General features: G+C 50.5%; 15 protein-coding genes. 7 read left to right on the top strand and 8 right to left on the bottom strand.

Annotated elements, in window-relative coordinates; all coding sequences use genetic code 11:
• Positions 1 to 118: 118 nt before the first annotated feature.
• Complete coding sequence (gene hemH, locus M2404_RS10220) at positions 119 to 1,204, bottom strand: ferrochelatase (protein WP_259239632.1); 1,086 nt, start codon at positions 1,202 to 1,204, stop codon at positions 119 to 121.
• A gap of 191 nt (positions 1,205 to 1,395) precedes the next feature.
• Between hemH and M2404_RS10215 the strand changes: the two genes are divergently transcribed.
• Positions 1,396 to 1,842 (top strand): hypothetical protein, encoded by a 447-nt coding sequence (locus tag M2404_RS10215; protein WP_259239631.1) that lies wholly within the window; start codon positions 1,396 to 1,398, stop codon positions 1,840 to 1,842.
• Positions 1,835 to 2,932 carry a PQQ-dependent sugar dehydrogenase gene (locus M2404_RS10210; RefSeq protein WP_259239630.1) on the top strand — a complete coding sequence of 366 codons (1,098 nt, stop codon included), beginning with the start codon at positions 1,835 to 1,837 and terminating at the stop codon, positions 2,930 to 2,932. Before M2404_RS10215 ends, M2404_RS10210 begins: the two co-directional genes overlap by 8 nt.
• Positions 2,933 to 2,971: 39 nt before the next feature.
• On the opposite strand, the gene M2404_RS10205 is transcribed toward M2404_RS10210, so the two are convergent.
• The 7 genes from M2404_RS10205 to M2404_RS10175 all read right to left on the bottom strand — a co-directional run bounded on the left by M2404_RS10205 (position 2,972) and on the right by M2404_RS10175 (position 10,183).
• Positions 2,972 to 3,466 carry an FKBP-type peptidyl-prolyl cis-trans isomerase gene (locus M2404_RS10205; RefSeq protein ID WP_259239629.1) on the bottom strand — a complete coding sequence of 165 codons (495 nt, stop codon included), beginning with the start codon at positions 3,464 to 3,466 and terminating at the stop codon, positions 2,972 to 2,974.
• A gap of 115 nt (positions 3,467 to 3,581) precedes the next feature.
• Positions 3,582 to 4,382 (bottom strand): tryptophan synthase subunit alpha, encoded by an 801-nt coding sequence (trpA, locus tag M2404_RS10200; protein WP_259239628.1) that lies wholly within the window; start codon positions 4,380 to 4,382, stop codon positions 3,582 to 3,584.
• Entirely contained in the window at positions 4,379 to 5,569 is a 1,191-nt protein-coding gene (gene trpB, locus M2404_RS10195) for a tryptophan synthase subunit beta (protein WP_259239627.1), read from the bottom strand. Before trpB ends, trpA begins: the two co-directional genes overlap by 4 nt.
• A complete protein-coding gene (gene trpCF, locus M2404_RS10190; RefSeq protein WP_310503080.1) occupies positions 5,562 to 6,953 on the bottom strand; it encodes a bifunctional indole-3-glycerol-phosphate synthase TrpC/phosphoribosylanthranilate isomerase TrpF in 1,392 nt (463 codons plus the stop codon). Before trpCF ends, trpB begins: the two co-directional genes overlap by 8 nt.
• The gene (gene trpD, locus M2404_RS10185) at positions 6,946 to 7,995 is read right to left on the bottom strand and encodes an anthranilate phosphoribosyltransferase (RefSeq protein ID WP_259239626.1); all 1,050 of its coding nucleotides are present in this window, start codon (positions 7,993 to 7,995) and stop codon (positions 6,946 to 6,948) included. Before trpD ends, trpCF begins: the two co-directional genes overlap by 8 nt.
• A 2-nt stretch (positions 7,996 to 7,997) precedes the next feature.
• Complete coding sequence (locus tag M2404_RS10180) at positions 7,998 to 8,582, bottom strand: aminodeoxychorismate/anthranilate synthase component II (protein ID WP_259239625.1); 585 nt, start codon at positions 8,580 to 8,582, stop codon at positions 7,998 to 8,000.
• Entirely contained in the window at positions 8,582 to 10,183 is a 1,602-nt protein-coding gene (locus M2404_RS10175) for an anthranilate synthase component 1 (RefSeq protein ID WP_259239624.1), read from the bottom strand. The genes M2404_RS10180 and M2404_RS10175 overlap by 1 nt, the downstream gene beginning before the upstream one ends.
• A 376-nt stretch (positions 10,184 to 10,559) precedes the next feature.
• Here M2404_RS10175 and rnm point away from each other — a divergent pair, with 376 nt between their 5' ends.
• Genes rnm through rluB form a run of 5 tightly spaced genes read left to right on the top strand, consistent with a single transcriptional unit; the run spans position 10,560 to position 14,518 of the window.
• Positions 10,560 to 11,432: an RNase RNM gene (rnm, locus tag M2404_RS10170; protein ID WP_259239623.1), complete on the top strand. Its 873-nt coding sequence runs from the start codon at positions 10,560 to 10,562 to the stop codon at positions 11,430 to 11,432.
• Between the two features lie 31 nt (positions 11,433 to 11,463).
• Positions 11,464 to 12,084 (top strand): L-threonylcarbamoyladenylate synthase, encoded by a 621-nt coding sequence (locus M2404_RS10165; protein ID WP_215397103.1) that lies wholly within the window; start codon positions 11,464 to 11,466, stop codon positions 12,082 to 12,084.
• Positions 12,085 to 12,099: 15 nt separating this feature from the next.
• Positions 12,100 to 12,924 carry a segregation and condensation protein A gene (locus M2404_RS10160; RefSeq protein WP_259239622.1) on the top strand — a complete coding sequence of 275 codons (825 nt, stop codon included), beginning with the start codon at positions 12,100 to 12,102 and terminating at the stop codon, positions 12,922 to 12,924.
• Positions 12,924 to 13,508: an SMC-Scp complex subunit ScpB gene (gene scpB / locus M2404_RS10155; protein ID WP_259239621.1), complete on the top strand. Its 585-nt coding sequence runs from the start codon at positions 12,924 to 12,926 to the stop codon at positions 13,506 to 13,508. Before M2404_RS10160 ends, scpB begins: the two co-directional genes overlap by 1 nt.
• Positions 13,508 to 14,518 (top strand): 23S rRNA pseudouridine(2605) synthase RluB, encoded by a 1,011-nt coding sequence (gene rluB, locus M2404_RS10150; protein ID WP_259239620.1) that lies wholly within the window; start codon positions 13,508 to 13,510, stop codon positions 14,516 to 14,518. The genes scpB and rluB overlap by 1 nt, the downstream gene beginning before the upstream one ends.
• Positions 14,519 to 14,549 lie beyond the last annotated feature (31 nt).

The raw sequence follows: 14,549 nt of genomic DNA, 5'->3' as shown, positions 1-14,549 counted from the left end.
GCGAGACGTAGGGAGCTTCCCGAACATTGTCGAACTTTATTCTGTTTAGCAGCGGTGGTGCATTTAATGTTGGCTCAGTCCGCGTTTTATTACCGTTGCTGGTGCTCATACAAGCTGTTTAGTCTCCGTGTTTTTCTAAGTTAAGGGTAGCTGCACGTATTGCACGCTGTGGCTCTGAGTTAACCTGCCAGCCTTGCAGGTTGTCTTTAATCAACTGACACAGCGCATTAATATGTTGCGGATCGGCATTTAGCGCTGAGATATATTCATAACGCTCGCCACCGGCATGTAAAAAGTACTCTTTGTTTTCTTCGCCAATTTCTTCAATGGTTTCCAGACAATCAGCTGAAAAGCCCGGGCAAAAAATTTGTACACTTTTTACGCCCTGGGCTGGCAGGGCTTTTAATGTTTCGTCGGTGTAAGGTTTTAGCCATTCTTCACGGCCAAAGCGTGACTGAAAGGTGGTGAGATACTGATCTTTGTTAAGGCCGAGCTGTTCAGCAATTAAGCGCGACGTTTTATAACACTCACAGTGATAGGGATCGCCGTTCACTAAGTAACGCTTGGGAATGCCATGATAAGACAAAATCAGTTTATCGGCCTGACCATGTTGTTGCCAGTGGTGGCGGATTTTATCTGCCGCAGCAGCAATAAAAGGCGAATAGTCTGGATAATGTGACACAAAGCGCAAATCCGGCAGCCAGCGGCGGCGCATAAAGTTGCGAGCCAGCTCATCAAAGCTGGAGGCAGAGGTAGAGGCTGAGTATTGCGGATACAGCGGTAGCACGATGAGTTTGCGCACGCCCTGGGCAAACATTTTATCTAATACCGAATCAAAACCCGGGTTGCCATAACGCATGGCAAACTCAACGACGACATCATTCAGGCCATCTTGTTTAAGTTGAGCTGCAACCGCATCGCGTTGGGCTTGTGTATGAAATAACAATGGCGAGCCTTGTTCGGTAAACACTGTGGCATAAGATTTGGCCGAGCGGCGTGGCCGGAATTGTAAGATCACGCCATTTAATATCAGCCACCACAGCAAACGCGGTACTTCTACCACCCGTGGATCAGATAAAAACTGCTTAAGATAGCGTTTCAGCGCTTTTGGCGTGGGTTCATCCGGGGTGCCAAGGTTGGTTAACAGAATACCTATTTTATCACTTTGCTGATGGTCGAAATTGGGAGTATTGATATAACGCATAACAGGATAGCTGCTCTTTTGGCTGAAGGAACTGACATTACGCCAATTCGATGTTAACAGTTTACCTGATTAAAGGCATAAGCCGATTTTAGCAGTTTCTGTGCCTGATAAGTAAGCGGCAGGTAAAATTAATCTTGTTACATTGGTGTTGACAAGGTAGCCTGAAACTGTTCTTAAAAAGGGGGAATATAATGATATCTGTGCACTGGTTTCTGCTGTGGTATCTGTTATTGGCAGTGTTGCTAACGACAGTACTGGCTTGTATTACCCAAAGTGGTTTTAATCTGGCCGCAATAGCAGCGTTAACCGGCGGTGTGGCAGCTGGCGATATTGCCGCCACTGTCTGGTTTGATTTAACCCATTTTAGTTTAACTTATGCACCTATAGCCTTGGTTAACCTGCTGGTTGCCGCTGTCTTGCTGCACTATTTGCCGTTACTGCGGCAGTTCTGGCTGGCCGCCGTGCTTGGCGCAGTGGTGTTGTACCTTATGCTACTGATCATTAACACCATAGCACCTATGCCTACACTAATTGCCGCTACCCGCAGTAACGGGGGCATTATCAGTATGTTGTTATGTAGCAGTGCTGGTATGCTGGGCTATATATGGCTATTAAAACGGAGGAAGTACTATGCCTAGGTTTGCTATTTTACTGGCATTACTTTTTGCCGTACCTGCAGTCAATGCCGCTGCATCTTATCAGTTAAAAGTTCTGGCAGATAACCTGAGTTATCCCTGGGCGCTTGAGTTTTTGCCGGATGGCGATATGTTACTTACCGAGCGCGGCGGTATCTTAAAACGCCTGGCAGCGGATGGCAGTGAGCGCTTTAGTATTCAACCGGCCTTACCTGATCTGCTGCAGGCTGCACAGGCCGGTTTGCAAGATGTAATACTGACGCCGGGTTTTACCGATAATAATCAAATCTTGCTCAGCTACGCCTGTGGCACACTAAAAGCCAATAATACCTGTCTTGCCAGTGCCGAGCTAACTGCCAGTGGCCTTGGCAATATCAAACGTATTTTTCAGGCCCAACCACTAAAAAGTGGCGCCGCCCACTTTGGAGGCCGTATTGCTTTTTTGCCTGATAACAGCCTGGTGCTAACACTGGGAGATGGTTTTGACTACCGTGAGCAGGCACAAAACCCGGCTAATCATTTGGGTAAAATAGTACGGTTAAATGTTGATGGTTCGGTACCACCAGACAACCCTTTTGCTGACAGGCCGGGTTATGCCGCTGAGATATACAGCCTGGGGCATCGTAATGTACAGGGTATTTTTTATGACGCTGCCACTCAAACGCTGTATAGCCACGAACATGGCCCGCGTGGTGGCGATGAGTTAAATATTATTAATGACGGTGCAAATTATGGCTGGCCGGTAGCCACTAAAGGTATAGATTACACGGGTGCCAGGGTATCCCCTTATATTCATTTTACCGGTATGCAGGCACCTGTCTGGGGCTGGACACCATCTATTGCCCCGGCGGGAATGACGCTATACCGTGGTGAGTTATTCCCACAGTGGCAGGGTAATATTTTTGTGGCTGCACTGGCAGCAAAAAGTGTGTACCGGCTGGATATAGAAAATCACCAGGTGGTGCATGAGCAGGTGCTGTTTAGTGAGCTGAAGCAGCGTATCCGTGATGTGCGCAGCGGGCCGGATGGAGCTTTGTATTTACTGACCGACAGTGACAAAGGCCAGCTGATTAAGGTGACACCGGCAAACTAAGCGATAAAAGCTTAGCTGCCGGTGTAGCAGTGTAATGCTTTAGTGATGGTGATGGCCGCCTTCACCGTGGGCATGGCCATGGGCAATTTCTTCACCGGTGGCTTCGCGTACTGCCACTATCTCCACAGCGAATTTCAGCGTTTTGCCGGCCAGAGGGTGGTTGGTGTCTACCTCGGCTTTAAACATACCTACTTTAACAATAGTAACCTGGCGCTGGCCATGTTCGGTTTGCACTACAGCCGTCATACCCGGTTGCCATTTTTTCGCGCCCAGCAGGTGTTTTACCTGAATGCTTTGAATGGCGCTTTCGTCGCGTTCACCATAGGCTTCGCCTGGTGTTAAGGTAATATCCAGTTTGTCACCGGCGGTTTTGCCGCTTAATGCCTGTTCCAGTGCCGGCAGCATTTGCTCATGGCCGTGCAGGTACAGCAGCGGATGGCTGCCGTTTGATGTCTCCAGTTCAACACTTGCGCCGTTGCTAACGTCTGTCAGAGTGTAATGAAACTGTACTACGCTGTTGTCGCTGATTTGCATAAATATGGGTCCGTTTGGCGTAAAGCCGCTATTATCCTGCGTGACGGCAGAAAAATCGACAGCTTTGAGAAAAAACACGCCACAGCAAGCTGTAGCGTGAGTTGTGTTGCTTATGTCAGGTGGCGGCTTTCATATTGCTGACAAACTGCTTTAACTGCGCCAGTAAGATTGCCGGTTCGCTTTGATGTTGCTCTATCAGCTTAACAATAGCCGAACCACTGATAGCACCGGCAGCACCGCTGTGAATAGCGTCTTTCACATGCGCCGGGGTTGAGATGCCAAAACCCAGCAGCGGCGGGGCCGGGTTATAGCTGCGAATACGGGCAATAAGTTCGCTGGTGGGCATAGCAGCCACGGTTTCAGCACCGGTAACCCCGGCACGGCTAAGCAAATAAGTATAGCCACGGCCATAGGAAGCAATTTCGCGCAGGTCATCATCCTCCACATTAGGCGGCACTATAAAAATAGGGGCTATATCATGCTTAACGGCGCTTTGGCGAAACAGCTTGCTTTCATGCAGTGGCACATCGGCAATTAACACAGAATCGACCCCGGCCGCTGCGGCTTTAGCATAAAAATCATCAATGCCGCGTGCCATTACCAGGTTGGAATACAGCAACAAACCAATCGGGATAGTGGCGTGGTACTGGCGGATTTTCGCAATGATGTCAAAACTGATAGCCGGGGTGGCACCTGCGGCCAGGGCGCGGATATTGGCGCCCTGAATCGTTGGGCCATCGGCTATCGGGTCTGAAAACGCTATACCCAGCTCCAGTGCATCGGCACCGGCGTCAATCAGGGTTTTGATAATTTCAAACGACAGCGCCGGAGTTGGGTCGCCAATGGTAACAAAGGGTACAAAAGCGCCACGGCCTTCGCTGTTTAAGCGGTTAAACATTTGCTGATAGCGCTTCATAGCGTGCCTCCTGCTAATACGCTGTGCACATGGGCTAAGTCTTTATCGCCACGGCCGGATAAGTTAACTAACAATACTGTTGGTACAGTTGCCTGCGTTGCCAGTTTTAACGCATAGGCCAGCGCGTGCGAGCTTTCCAGCGCAGGTATAATACCTTCACTCTTGGCCAGTTGCTGAAATGCTGCTAAGGCTTCATCGTCGTTTATTGCCACGTATTCAGCGCGGCCGGTTTGTTGTAAATAGGTATGCTGTGGGCCCACGGCCGGGTAGTCGAGGCCGGCAGAAATAGAATACGATTCTTCTATCTGGCCATCGCTGGTTTGCATAATAGCCGTGTAAGCTCCGTGCAAAATGCCGTAGCTGCCGGTAGACAGCGCTGCACCGTGCTGATGGGTATCAATGCCTTTACCGCCGGGCTCCACGCCAATCAGTTTTACGCCTTCTTCGGTAATAAAATCGGCGAACATGCCAATGGCATTAGAGCCACCGCCAACACAGGCGATCACCGCATCGGGCAGTTTGCCTTCGGCTGTTAAGATCTGCTGTTTGGCTTCTTCGCCAATCATCTTCTGAAAATCGCGCACTATGGTAGGAAACGGGTGCGGGCCTGCTGCAGTGCCCAGCATATAGTGGGTGTTGTCATAAGTAGCCGACCAGTCGCGCATCGCTTCGTTAACCGCATCTTTTAAAGTGCCGCTGCCGCTGGTTACCGGTATTACCGTAGCGCCCATCAGCTTCATACGAAACACATTAGGTTGCTGGCGCTCAATATCTTTAGCGCCCATATAAATGCGGCATTTTAAGCCCAGTAAGGCACAGGCTAAGGCCGTGGCGACACCATGCTGGCCTGCACCTGTTTCTGCGATCACTTCTTTTTTACCCATGCGCTTGGTCAGCAGCGCCTGGCCCAGTACCTGGTTAGTTTTATGTGCGCCGCCGTGCAGTAAGTCTTCACGTTTTAAGTAAATTTTCACTAACGGGTTGGGTGAAATATTGCGACACAGCGTTAATGGTGTTGGCCGGCCAGCATATTCAGTTAACAGCTGCTGGAACTCGGTATGAAAAGCAGGATCTTCTAACGCATCTACATAAGCCTGTTCCAGCTGTTTTAAGGCCGGTACCAGCAGTTGCGGCACAAACATGCCGCCGTACTGGCCAAAATAAGGATTAAGTTTTAGTTCACTCATGGTGAAACTCCCGTAATTGTGTGAAGGCTGAGCGGATCCTGGCTGCATCTTTGATGCCCGGCGCAGTTTCCAGCCCTGAATTAAAATCGAGCCCGGCCACCGGTAATCCGGCGGCGGCAAAGCAGTTATCACTGTTTAAGCCACCGGCCAGCATAACGGGCTGGTTGGCTGTTTGTTCTGTTAGCAAGGCCCAGTTAAAGCTGATGCTGCTGCCGCCATGTTGAGTGGGATGATAGGCATCCAGCAAAATGCGATCGGCAAGTGGTGTAAATGCCGGTAATGCATCTTTTACCCGGTAAGCTTTCCAGATCTGACATCGTGGCGGTAGCAGCGGTTTTAGCGTGTTGATATAGCTATCATCTTCTTCACCATGCAACTGCACGGCGCTAAGCGTTAAGCTATATGCTAACGCCGCCACTTGAGCAGGTTCTGCATTAACAAAGACACCAACATACTGTAGTGGCGCACCTTGTTGTACTAAAGCGGCTTGCTCTGGCGTAACGGCCCGCGGGGAGGGCGGATAAAAAATTAAGCCGCCATAGCAGGCACCAGCAGCATAAACGGCGGCAGCATCTTCCGGCCGTGTAAGGCCACAGACTTTATGCTCGCCCAGCACCAGCGTGCGCGTGGCTGCGGCTAAATCCGCTTGCGCCATTAACGAGCTGCCCACCAAAAACGCATCTGCTACCTTTGCTAAATGCCGCACTTGCTGGTTAGTGTAAATGCCGGACTCAGATACTATTGTTCTGCCAGCGGGGATCAGTTTCGCCAGCGTAAAGCTGGTATCCAGATTAGTACTTAAATCACGTAAGTCTCGGTTATTAATACCAATAAGCCCGGCGTTCAGTGCCACAGCACGTAGGGTTTCGGTTTCGTTGCTGACTTCGGTCAGCACGGTCATATTTAATTCTTTGGCAGTGGCGGCAAGCGCCCGATACTCTTCGTCACTTAGCACTGACAGCATCAACAGCACCGCATCGGCACCGCAGTGGCGGCCTAAGTAAATCTGGTAGCTGTCAATAATAAAGTCTTTATGCAGCAGCGGTTTATCTACCAGGCCACGCATGGTGCGTAAATACTCATACTTACCCTGAAAGAATTTCTCATCGGTAAGTACCGAAATGCAGTCGGCGTACTGGCCATATACCTGTGCTAATTCGGTCAGGTTAAAATCACTGCGGATCAGCCCTTTTGATGGTGAGGCTTTTTTACACTCCAGAATAAAGCGCGGGCCGGGTTGTTTCAGCGCGGCAAGAAAATTACGCCCGGTGGGTGTTACAGCGCTGATAAAAGCCGACAGCGGTTGCTGCTGTTTCAGCTGTGCCACTTCGTTGCGCTTATGCGCCACAATGTTTGCCAGTACGTTTGGCATTTGCTCAGCCATGTGCCGGCTCCTTGATTTGACTAAGTTGTTTAAACTGCGACAGGGTTGCAAACGCTTTGTTGCTGCTTAGCAGCTCCAGCACGGCACGGGTATTTAGTTTTAAATCATCGCCCATACCGGCAATTTTCAGCATGGCGGCCACATTTATCGCTACCGCCGCTTTATGCGCGCTTTGGCCTTCGCCCTGTAAAATCGCCAGTGTGGCAGCAGCGTTATCGGCCGGTTCGCCGCCTGCTAACGCCGAAAGTGGGGTCAGATCCACACCAAAGTCGTCCGGTGTCAGGCTAAACTCGGTCAGTTCACCGTCTTTAAGCTCGCAGACATAGGTGGTGCCATGTAGTGCTACTTCATCACAGCCACTGCCATGTACTACCCAGGCGCGTTTTACGCCCAGTTGTTGCAGTGCCTGCGCCATAACGCGGCACAGTTTCGGGTCGTACACGCCAAGCAACTGATAATCCGGCGCGGCCGGGTTTACCAGCGGGCCTAACAGGTTAAACAGGGTACGGCTTTTCAGTGCATTGCGCACCGGCATCGCGTGCTTAATACCGGCATGGTACAGCGGGGCGAATAAAAAGCTGCAGTTAGTGTGTGCCAGGGTATCAGCTGCCTGCTTTGGTGCTATGTGAATATTTACGCCGAGTTGCTCTAATAAATCAGCAGAGCCGGAGCGTGATGACACGCTGCGGTTGCCGTGTTTTACTACCTTTAAACCCATGGCAGCGCCAACAATAGCTGCGGTGGTAGAAATATTAATGGTATTGCTGCCATCGCCACCCGTACCGCAACAGTCGATACTGCCGGCAGTGCGTTGTGGAAATTCTGTAGCGGCAGCACGCAAGGCGCTGGCGGCGCCGGCTATTTCATCGGCAGTTTCGCCGCGCATTTTCAGCGCCACTAACAGCGCTGTAAGATGCACGGGCTCTACTTCGCCTTTTACTACGGCAGTAAAAAACTGTTCAGCCTGGGCAAAGCTCAGTGGCTGGCCGCTGAGGCTGTGTTGTACTGTTGAAAGTACTGTCGCTAATATTGGATCTGTCATCTTCAGCCTCGTAATAAATAATCAATGCTGTTTTTCAGCAGCGGTTTACCTAAGGTGGTTAAGATAGACTCCGGGTGAAACTGATAACCCAGCATGCGTTTATCCTCGTTAATCACTGCCATCGGAATATGCCTGTCGTTAGCCAGCAAGGTAAGGGCGTTGGGCATTTCAGTAGCCATTAACGAGTGATAACGCGCTACTAAAAACGGGTTAGGTAAACCGGCAAATAGTGGATGATTCTGCAGTGTTATTGAGGCTGTTTTGCCATGTACGGTTTCACCGGCGCGGCCAACCACACCGCCAAAGTGTTCCACTATGGCCTGATGGCCGAGGCATATGCCCAGTACTGCAAATTGCGCTTCACACAGTTTCAGCAGTGCCGGCATTGAACCGGCATCTGCCGGGCTGCCGGGGCCGGGGGATAATACCAGTAGCACTGGCGCGGTTTCGGCCCGCATTTGCTGGTAGATATAATCTGCCGGTACGGTATTGCGATACAACTTTATTTCGTAACCCAGCTGGGCAAACTCATCGACCAGGTTGTAAGTAAAAGAGTCGATATTGTCGAGTAAATAGATAACGGCCATCAGTTATTCCTCGCTGTGCTGGCATGGGCTGCATCATGCGCAGAGATAATGGCGCTGATAACCGCTTGGGCTTTACTGCGGGTTTCATCGGCTTCGGCCTGAGCGACAGAGTCGAACACCACCCCTGCACCGGCCTGAATATAGGCAGTGTTATTGGCGACATAGGCCGAGCGGATCACAATGCAGCTATCAAAGTCACCATTGCCGGACAGATAACCGACAGCACCACCGTAGCTGCCACGGCGTTTGCCTTCTACGCCACGGATAAGCTCGGCCGCTTTTACTTTGGGCGCGCCCACTAAAGTGCCCATATTCATACAGGCCTGGTAGGCGTGTAGTGCATCCAGCTGAGGCTTAAGCGTACCGACCACGCGGGAGACCAGATGCATAACATAAGAGTAGCGGTCTACCTTTAGCAGCTCTTTGACATAACGGCTGCCCGGTACACTAATGCGCGCCACGTCGTTACGGGCTAAATCAACCAGCATTAAGTGTTCGGCTTTTTCTTTTTCATCCTGGCGCAGTTCCAGCTCAATGCGGCTGTCCAGGTCGCGGTCTATACTGCCATCGCTTTTAAAGCCGCGACGGCGGGTACCGGCTATCGGGTAAATTTCTACCTGACGGCTTTTCGCATCAAACTTTAGTGCTGATTCCGGCGAGGCGCCAAACAGGGTAAAAGCGGTATCCTGCAAATAAAACATATAAGGGCTGGGGTTTTGCTGCTTTAACCGGGCGTAGGCGGCCAGTGGCTCAGGGCAGGGCAGGCGGAAACAGCGTGAGGGTACTACCTGAAAAATATCCCCGGCGACAATATGTTGTTTTAGTTTCTCTACCTGTGTCATAAAGTCGGTATCGCTGATATCGACCTGCACTTCAGCTTGTATTGCTGTTGTTGCAGTAGTAGTAACCGCGGGTGCTTGCAGCAACTGCTTTAATTGCTCCAGCCGTTTACCAATAACAAAACAGTTGGCCGCTGCCTGCTCACCACAAAATACATTACCTACCAGCCGGCTGTGGCCGCTTTGGTGGTCCAGCACTAGCAGCGTTTCGGCCAGATAAAATACATAGTCCGGGCATTGGTTTTCGGCTGTGGCTACGTTTGGCAACTGCTCAACTGTGGCTACCATGTCATAACCAATTACGCCGCCTAAAAATACCGCGAAGGGCTCATCACTCTGGCACTTAAGTTCACGCTGCAAGGTGCGCAGTACACTAAACGGGTTGGCGCTAAGCAACCGCTCGCTTTCTTCGAGCAATAACGCCGGACGCTGATAGGTAAGGCGCAGTTGGTTTGTAGTTTGCTCAACCGTTGTATTAGCACTAAGTTTATCTGCCAGATACGGTAATAAAACCGCGCCATTGCTGCTAACGGCGTTAATTACCACGGTTTGGTCGTTGCATTCTATCCGCAGCGCCGCATCAATCAACAGCAGGCTTTTTAAGTTATCTTTGCTGTCTATTTCGGCCGATTCTAACAGCAGCGAATACGGGCTTTGAGCCGTAAGCTGCTTGTAGCATGCCAGCGCATCGCTGTGATACGGCAACTGCATAGCTATACTGGCAATGTCGCCCGGCGTATCCGTGATATGGCTAAAAATCATGTTTCACTTTTTCCTTATGCTGCATAAATACAGCTCCACAGTTTTTATTCAGCCGGTTCGCACAGTTTTGCAGGCGCATAAAAAAAGCCCGCTTCTTGTGGAAACGGGCTTCGGTAATTAAAGCTAATACAACGCCTACACACGCCCGTTGGGAATGTGCCACCACCAGTTAGTCAGGTTAAGGGTTGTGATAAATTGCATTAGCTTTAGTAACCTCGTTTATTGTGCCTACATAAAACCGCAAAACGGTAGCGTGCGTCAAGTGCTTATTTGTTATAACACAGAAATAAAAGCGTATAAGTGGCCAGATGGCTAATGCCTTGCTTTGCGATAAGCCGGTGCTGTGCGACAATAGCCGGCTTATATTGAGGTGCCGATGAAAATTGATTTACACAGCCATACCCACTGCTCTGACGGCGTACTTTCGCCTGCTGATCTGGTAGCACGCGCGGCAGAGAAGGGCGTGGATGTGCTGGCCATTACTGATCATGATACCGTGGCCGGTTTAGCTGCAGCGCAGCACACTATTACTGAGCAGCAAATACCGCTGCAACTGATTAACGGTGTGGAAATTTCTACCAGTTGGCAACAACTGGAAATTCATATCGTTGGCTTAAATATTAATCCGCACTGCCCACAGTTTTTACAGCGCTTAGGCACACAGCAGCAAGCAAGATTAGTGCGCGCAGAAGAAATGGCACGCCGGCTGGAAAAAAGCCAGATCCCGGATGTATTGCCCGCCGTGCTTAAGTTAGCGAATGGTGCCGCCTTAACCCGCGCCCATTTTGCCCGCCATCTGGTGAGTATCGGCAAGGCGAGTACTATGGATGGCGTATTTAAAAAGTATTTAGGCCGCGGCAAAATTGGTTATGTGCCGAATAACTGGGTTGAGATGGCAGAAGCCATTAAATGGATCCATGATGCCGGTGGAGTGGCTGTGTTGGCGCATCCGCTGAAATATAAGCTGACAACCAAATGGGTAAAGCGGTTGGCAGAGCAGTTTGCCGCTGCCGGTGGTGATGCGATAGAAGTGATTTCGCCACAGCAAACGCCGGTGCAAAAACGTGAGCTGTGGGCTCTGTGCCAGTTACATGCTTTAACGGCGTCGGTCGGTTCAGATTTTCATCAGGTTACAACTTGGAATGATATCGGAAAAAACCTATATTTAACCGACGATGTAATACCGGTGTGGGCCAACTGGCCACTGGCCGGGATCACAGCCACAAGCTGTGGAAGCCGCATACTGTAATAAAGAAAATACTATTTAAAGAAGAATAACAATGAGCCAATTTTTTCATATTCACCCGGAAACACCGCAACAGCGCCTGTTAAAACAGGCTGTGCAAATTATTCAGCAGGGCGGTGTGGTTATTTATCCCACCGACAGCGGTTATGCGCTGGGATGCCATGTGGGTGATAAGAACGCTATGGAGCGTATTTTACAAATCCGCCAGGTAAGCGTTGATCATAACTTTACGCTGTTATGCCGTGATCTTTCCGAGTTGTCGGTGTATGCCAAAGTAGAAAACAGCGCCTTTCGCTTAATTAAAAATAATACCCCCGGCGCTTATACCTTTATTTTGCGTGGCACCAAAGAAGTACCGAAGCGTTTATTAAACGAGAAAAAGAAAACCATCGGCCTGCGTATTCCTGAGCATAAAATTGCGCTGGCGCTACTGGCTGAGCTGGGCGAGCCATTACTGAGTACCAGTTTAATTTTACCCGGCGAAGAATTTGCAGAAAGCGACCCGGAAGAAATGCGTGCCAGGCTGGAAAAGCAGGTTGATTTAATCCTGCATGGCGGCATTATCGGTGAAGCACCGACGACTGTGATTGACTTGTCTGATGATGAACCGGTGATCCTGCGCGAAGGCCGTGGCGACCCTGCGCCGTTTCGTTAAGCCAGGGATCCTACCTTGAGCGACATTCTCAGTGACAGCTTAACGATACAGCAACCGCTGCCACTGGCTTTTGTGCGCGGTGAAGCGGTGCTGTACCGGCCGGAAGACTTATATATTCCGCCTGATGCACTGGAAATTTTGCTCGATGCCTTTGAAGGCCCGCTGGATTTTCTGTTGTATTTAATCCGCAAGCATAAGTTTGATATTGTCGATTTACCGGTAAATGAAATTACTCTGCAATATATGGAATATATCGACCTGATGCAGGGGCTGAATTTTGAACTGGCGGCAGAATATTTAGTGATGGCCGCGATGTTGGCTGAAATTAAATCGCGCTTATTGCTACCGCGGCACAGCGAAGTGGAAGACGAAGAAGCCGACCCACGCGCCGAGCTTATCCGCCGCTTACAGGAATACGAAGTATTTAAACAGGCCGCCACTGAGCTTGACAGCCTGCCGCGTGACGAGCGCGACCATTTTAATGCCAACGCAGTATTGGCTGATAACTTTGCGCCCCTGCTGATTTTACCGGATGTTGATTTAGCCGAGCTGACACTGGCCTTAAAAGACATTGTAAAACGGGCAAAAGATTTTCAGCACCATCATATTAAACGCGAGCATTTATCTACCCGCGAACGGATGAGCCGTATTCTCGACTTGCTCAGCCAACATAATGGCTATCTGGCGTTTTCAGGCTGTTTTGACGTAACAGAAGGCCGTGAAGGCGTGGTGGTGACCTTTTTAGCGATACTCGAGCTGACCAAAGAAAAGCTGGTAGACATTATTCAGGTAGAAGCTTATGGCCAAATTCATGTCAAACTTAAAGCAGGTGAGGCATAATGGCCGATAAAATTAATGATGTGCAGCTGATGCAACTGGTAGAGGCCGCCATTTTTGCCGCTGATAAGCCGCTAAGCAGTGATGATTTACAAAGCACCGTGCTGGATGGTTTTAATGTCAGTAAAAAACGCCTGAGCGAAACCTTAGCCCGGCTAATGCAGGATTACGCTGGTCGGGGTGTTACGCTGGTGGAAATCGCATCGGGCTACCGTTTTATTACCAAACCGGAGCTGAGTGACTATTTAGCCAGGCTGTGGCCGGAGCGTTCGCCACGTTATTCGCGTGCCGTGCTGGAAACCCTGGCATTGATAGCCTACCGCCAACCGATAACCCGTGGCGAGATTGAAGATATTCGCGGCGTGTCGGTAAGCAGCCAGATTATGCGCACCTTGCTGGATCGTAGCTGGGTTAAGGTGGTCGGCCATAAAGAAGTGCCAGGCCGGCCAGGCTTATACGCCACTACAAAAGAATTTTTAGATTACTTTGGTTTAAAACATTTAAACCAATTACCCCCCTTGCCGGAATTTCAGGCCATTAGCCTGGATCTGGCAGACACCGTCGTGACGACAGGAGAATTGCACTAATGAGTGAGAAAGCAGCTAGCGAAAAGCTACAAAAAGTATTAGCCCGCGCCGGATTAGGCTCACGCCGAGAAATGGAAGACTGGATCAGCGGTGGCCGTGTAACAGTAGATGGTAAACCCGCAACCTTAGGTGATCGCATCAGCCCAACCCAACAGGTACGGGTAGATGGTCACCCGGTACAAATTGCCAGCGAAGAGCAGCAAATTTGCCGCGTGCTGGCGTACCACAAGCCGGAAGGTGAAATTTGTTCGCGTACCGATCCGGAAGGCCGCCCTACGGTATTTTCCCGCTTGCCGAATATTAAAGGCGCGCGCTGGATAGCCATTGGCCGCCTTGATATTAATACCTCAGGTTTATTGCTGTTTACTACCGATGGTGAACTGGCCAACCGCCTGATGCACCCCAAATTTGAAGTTGAGCGTGAATACGCCGTAAGGGTATTTGGTGAGATAAATGACGCGATGATCCAGCGCCTGCGCACTGGCGTTGAGCTGGAAGACGGCAAAGCCAACTTCAAAAAGATAAAAGCGCTGCCGGGCGAAGGGATTAACCGCTGGTTCCATGTAGTGCTTACAGAAGGCCGTAACCGTGAAGTGCGCCGGATGTGGGAATCACAGGGGGCGGTAGTCAGCCGGCTTATTCGTGTACGCTACGGTGATTTACTGCTGCCAAAACACTTACCGGCCGGCGGCTATGCCGAGTATCCGCTGGAAGATGTAAACTACCTGCGTAAGTTAGTCAGCTTAGTGCCGGAAGTGGCAACACTGGTTAAACCGGAAGACCGCGACGAGCGCCGCCGCCGTATGGCCAGCATGAAACGTGCTGTGCGTAAACACGATATCGCTGCTAAAACACCGGAGCGCACACCAAAAGAGCGTAAGCCAGGCGAAGCACGGCCAGCAAAACCAAATGATAATAAACCAGCAGGGCGCCGCAGCCCGGCAGCCCCGAAAGGCAAGCCACAACGCCAGCCCACCGGCAAAAAGCCCAGCCGCGAAGGCCGAGGTTAATTGAGCATATACAACAAAGGCGCGTAACGCG

Origin of the sequence: Rheinheimera pacifica (assembly GCF_024809855.1) — a bacterium.
GTDB lineage: Bacteria > Pseudomonadota > Gammaproteobacteria > Enterobacterales > Alteromonadaceae > Alishewanella > Alishewanella pacifica_A.
Note: the sequence above shows the minus strand (reverse complement) of the source record. Positions and strands in the feature narration are given on the sequence as shown.

Bases quoted from the DNA above. Each gene is read 5' to 3' on its own strand.
- trpD (WP_259239626.1), bottom strand. From the start codon at position 7,995: ATGACAGATCCAATATTAGCGACAGTACTTTCAACAGTACAACACAGC.
- M2404_RS10165 (WP_215397103.1), top strand. From the start codon at position 11,464: ATGAGCCAATTTTTTCATATTCACCCGGAAACACCGCAACAGCGCCTG.
- M2404_RS10215 (WP_259239631.1), top strand. From the start codon at position 1,396: ATGATATCTGTGCACTGGTTTCTGCTGTGGTATCTGTTATTGGCAGTG.
- rnm (WP_259239623.1), top strand. From the start codon at position 10,560: ATGAAAATTGATTTACACAGCCATACCCACTGCTCTGACGGCGTACTT.
- M2404_RS10180 (WP_259239625.1), bottom strand. From the start codon at position 8,582: ATGGCCGTTATCTATTTACTCGACAATATCGACTCTTTTACTTACAAC.
- hemH (WP_259239632.1), bottom strand. From the start codon at position 1,204: ATGCGTTATATCAATACTCCCAATTTCGACCATCAGCAAAGTGATAAA.
- trpCF (WP_310503080.1), bottom strand. From the start codon at position 6,953: ATGGCTGAGCAAATGCCAAACGTACTGGCAAACATTGTGGCGCATAAG.
- trpB (WP_259239627.1), bottom strand. From the start codon at position 5,569: ATGAGTGAACTAAAACTTAATCCTTATTTTGGCCAGTACGGCGGCATG.
- scpB (WP_259239621.1), top strand. From the start codon at position 12,924: ATGGCCGATAAAATTAATGATGTGCAGCTGATGCAACTGGTAGAGGCC.
- rluB (WP_259239620.1), top strand. From the start codon at position 13,508: ATGAGTGAGAAAGCAGCTAGCGAAAAGCTACAAAAAGTATTAGCCCGC.
- M2404_RS10175 (WP_259239624.1), bottom strand. From the start codon at position 10,183: ATGATTTTTAGCCATATCACGGATACGCCGGGCGACATTGCCAGTATA.
- M2404_RS10205 (WP_259239629.1), bottom strand. From the start codon at position 3,466: ATGCAAATCAGCGACAACAGCGTAGTACAGTTTCATTACACTCTGACA.
- trpA (WP_259239628.1), bottom strand. From the start codon at position 4,382: ATGAAGCGCTATCAGCAAATGTTTAACCGCTTAAACAGCGAAGGCCGT.
- M2404_RS10210 (WP_259239630.1), top strand. From the start codon at position 1,835: ATGCCTAGGTTTGCTATTTTACTGGCATTACTTTTTGCCGTACCTGCA.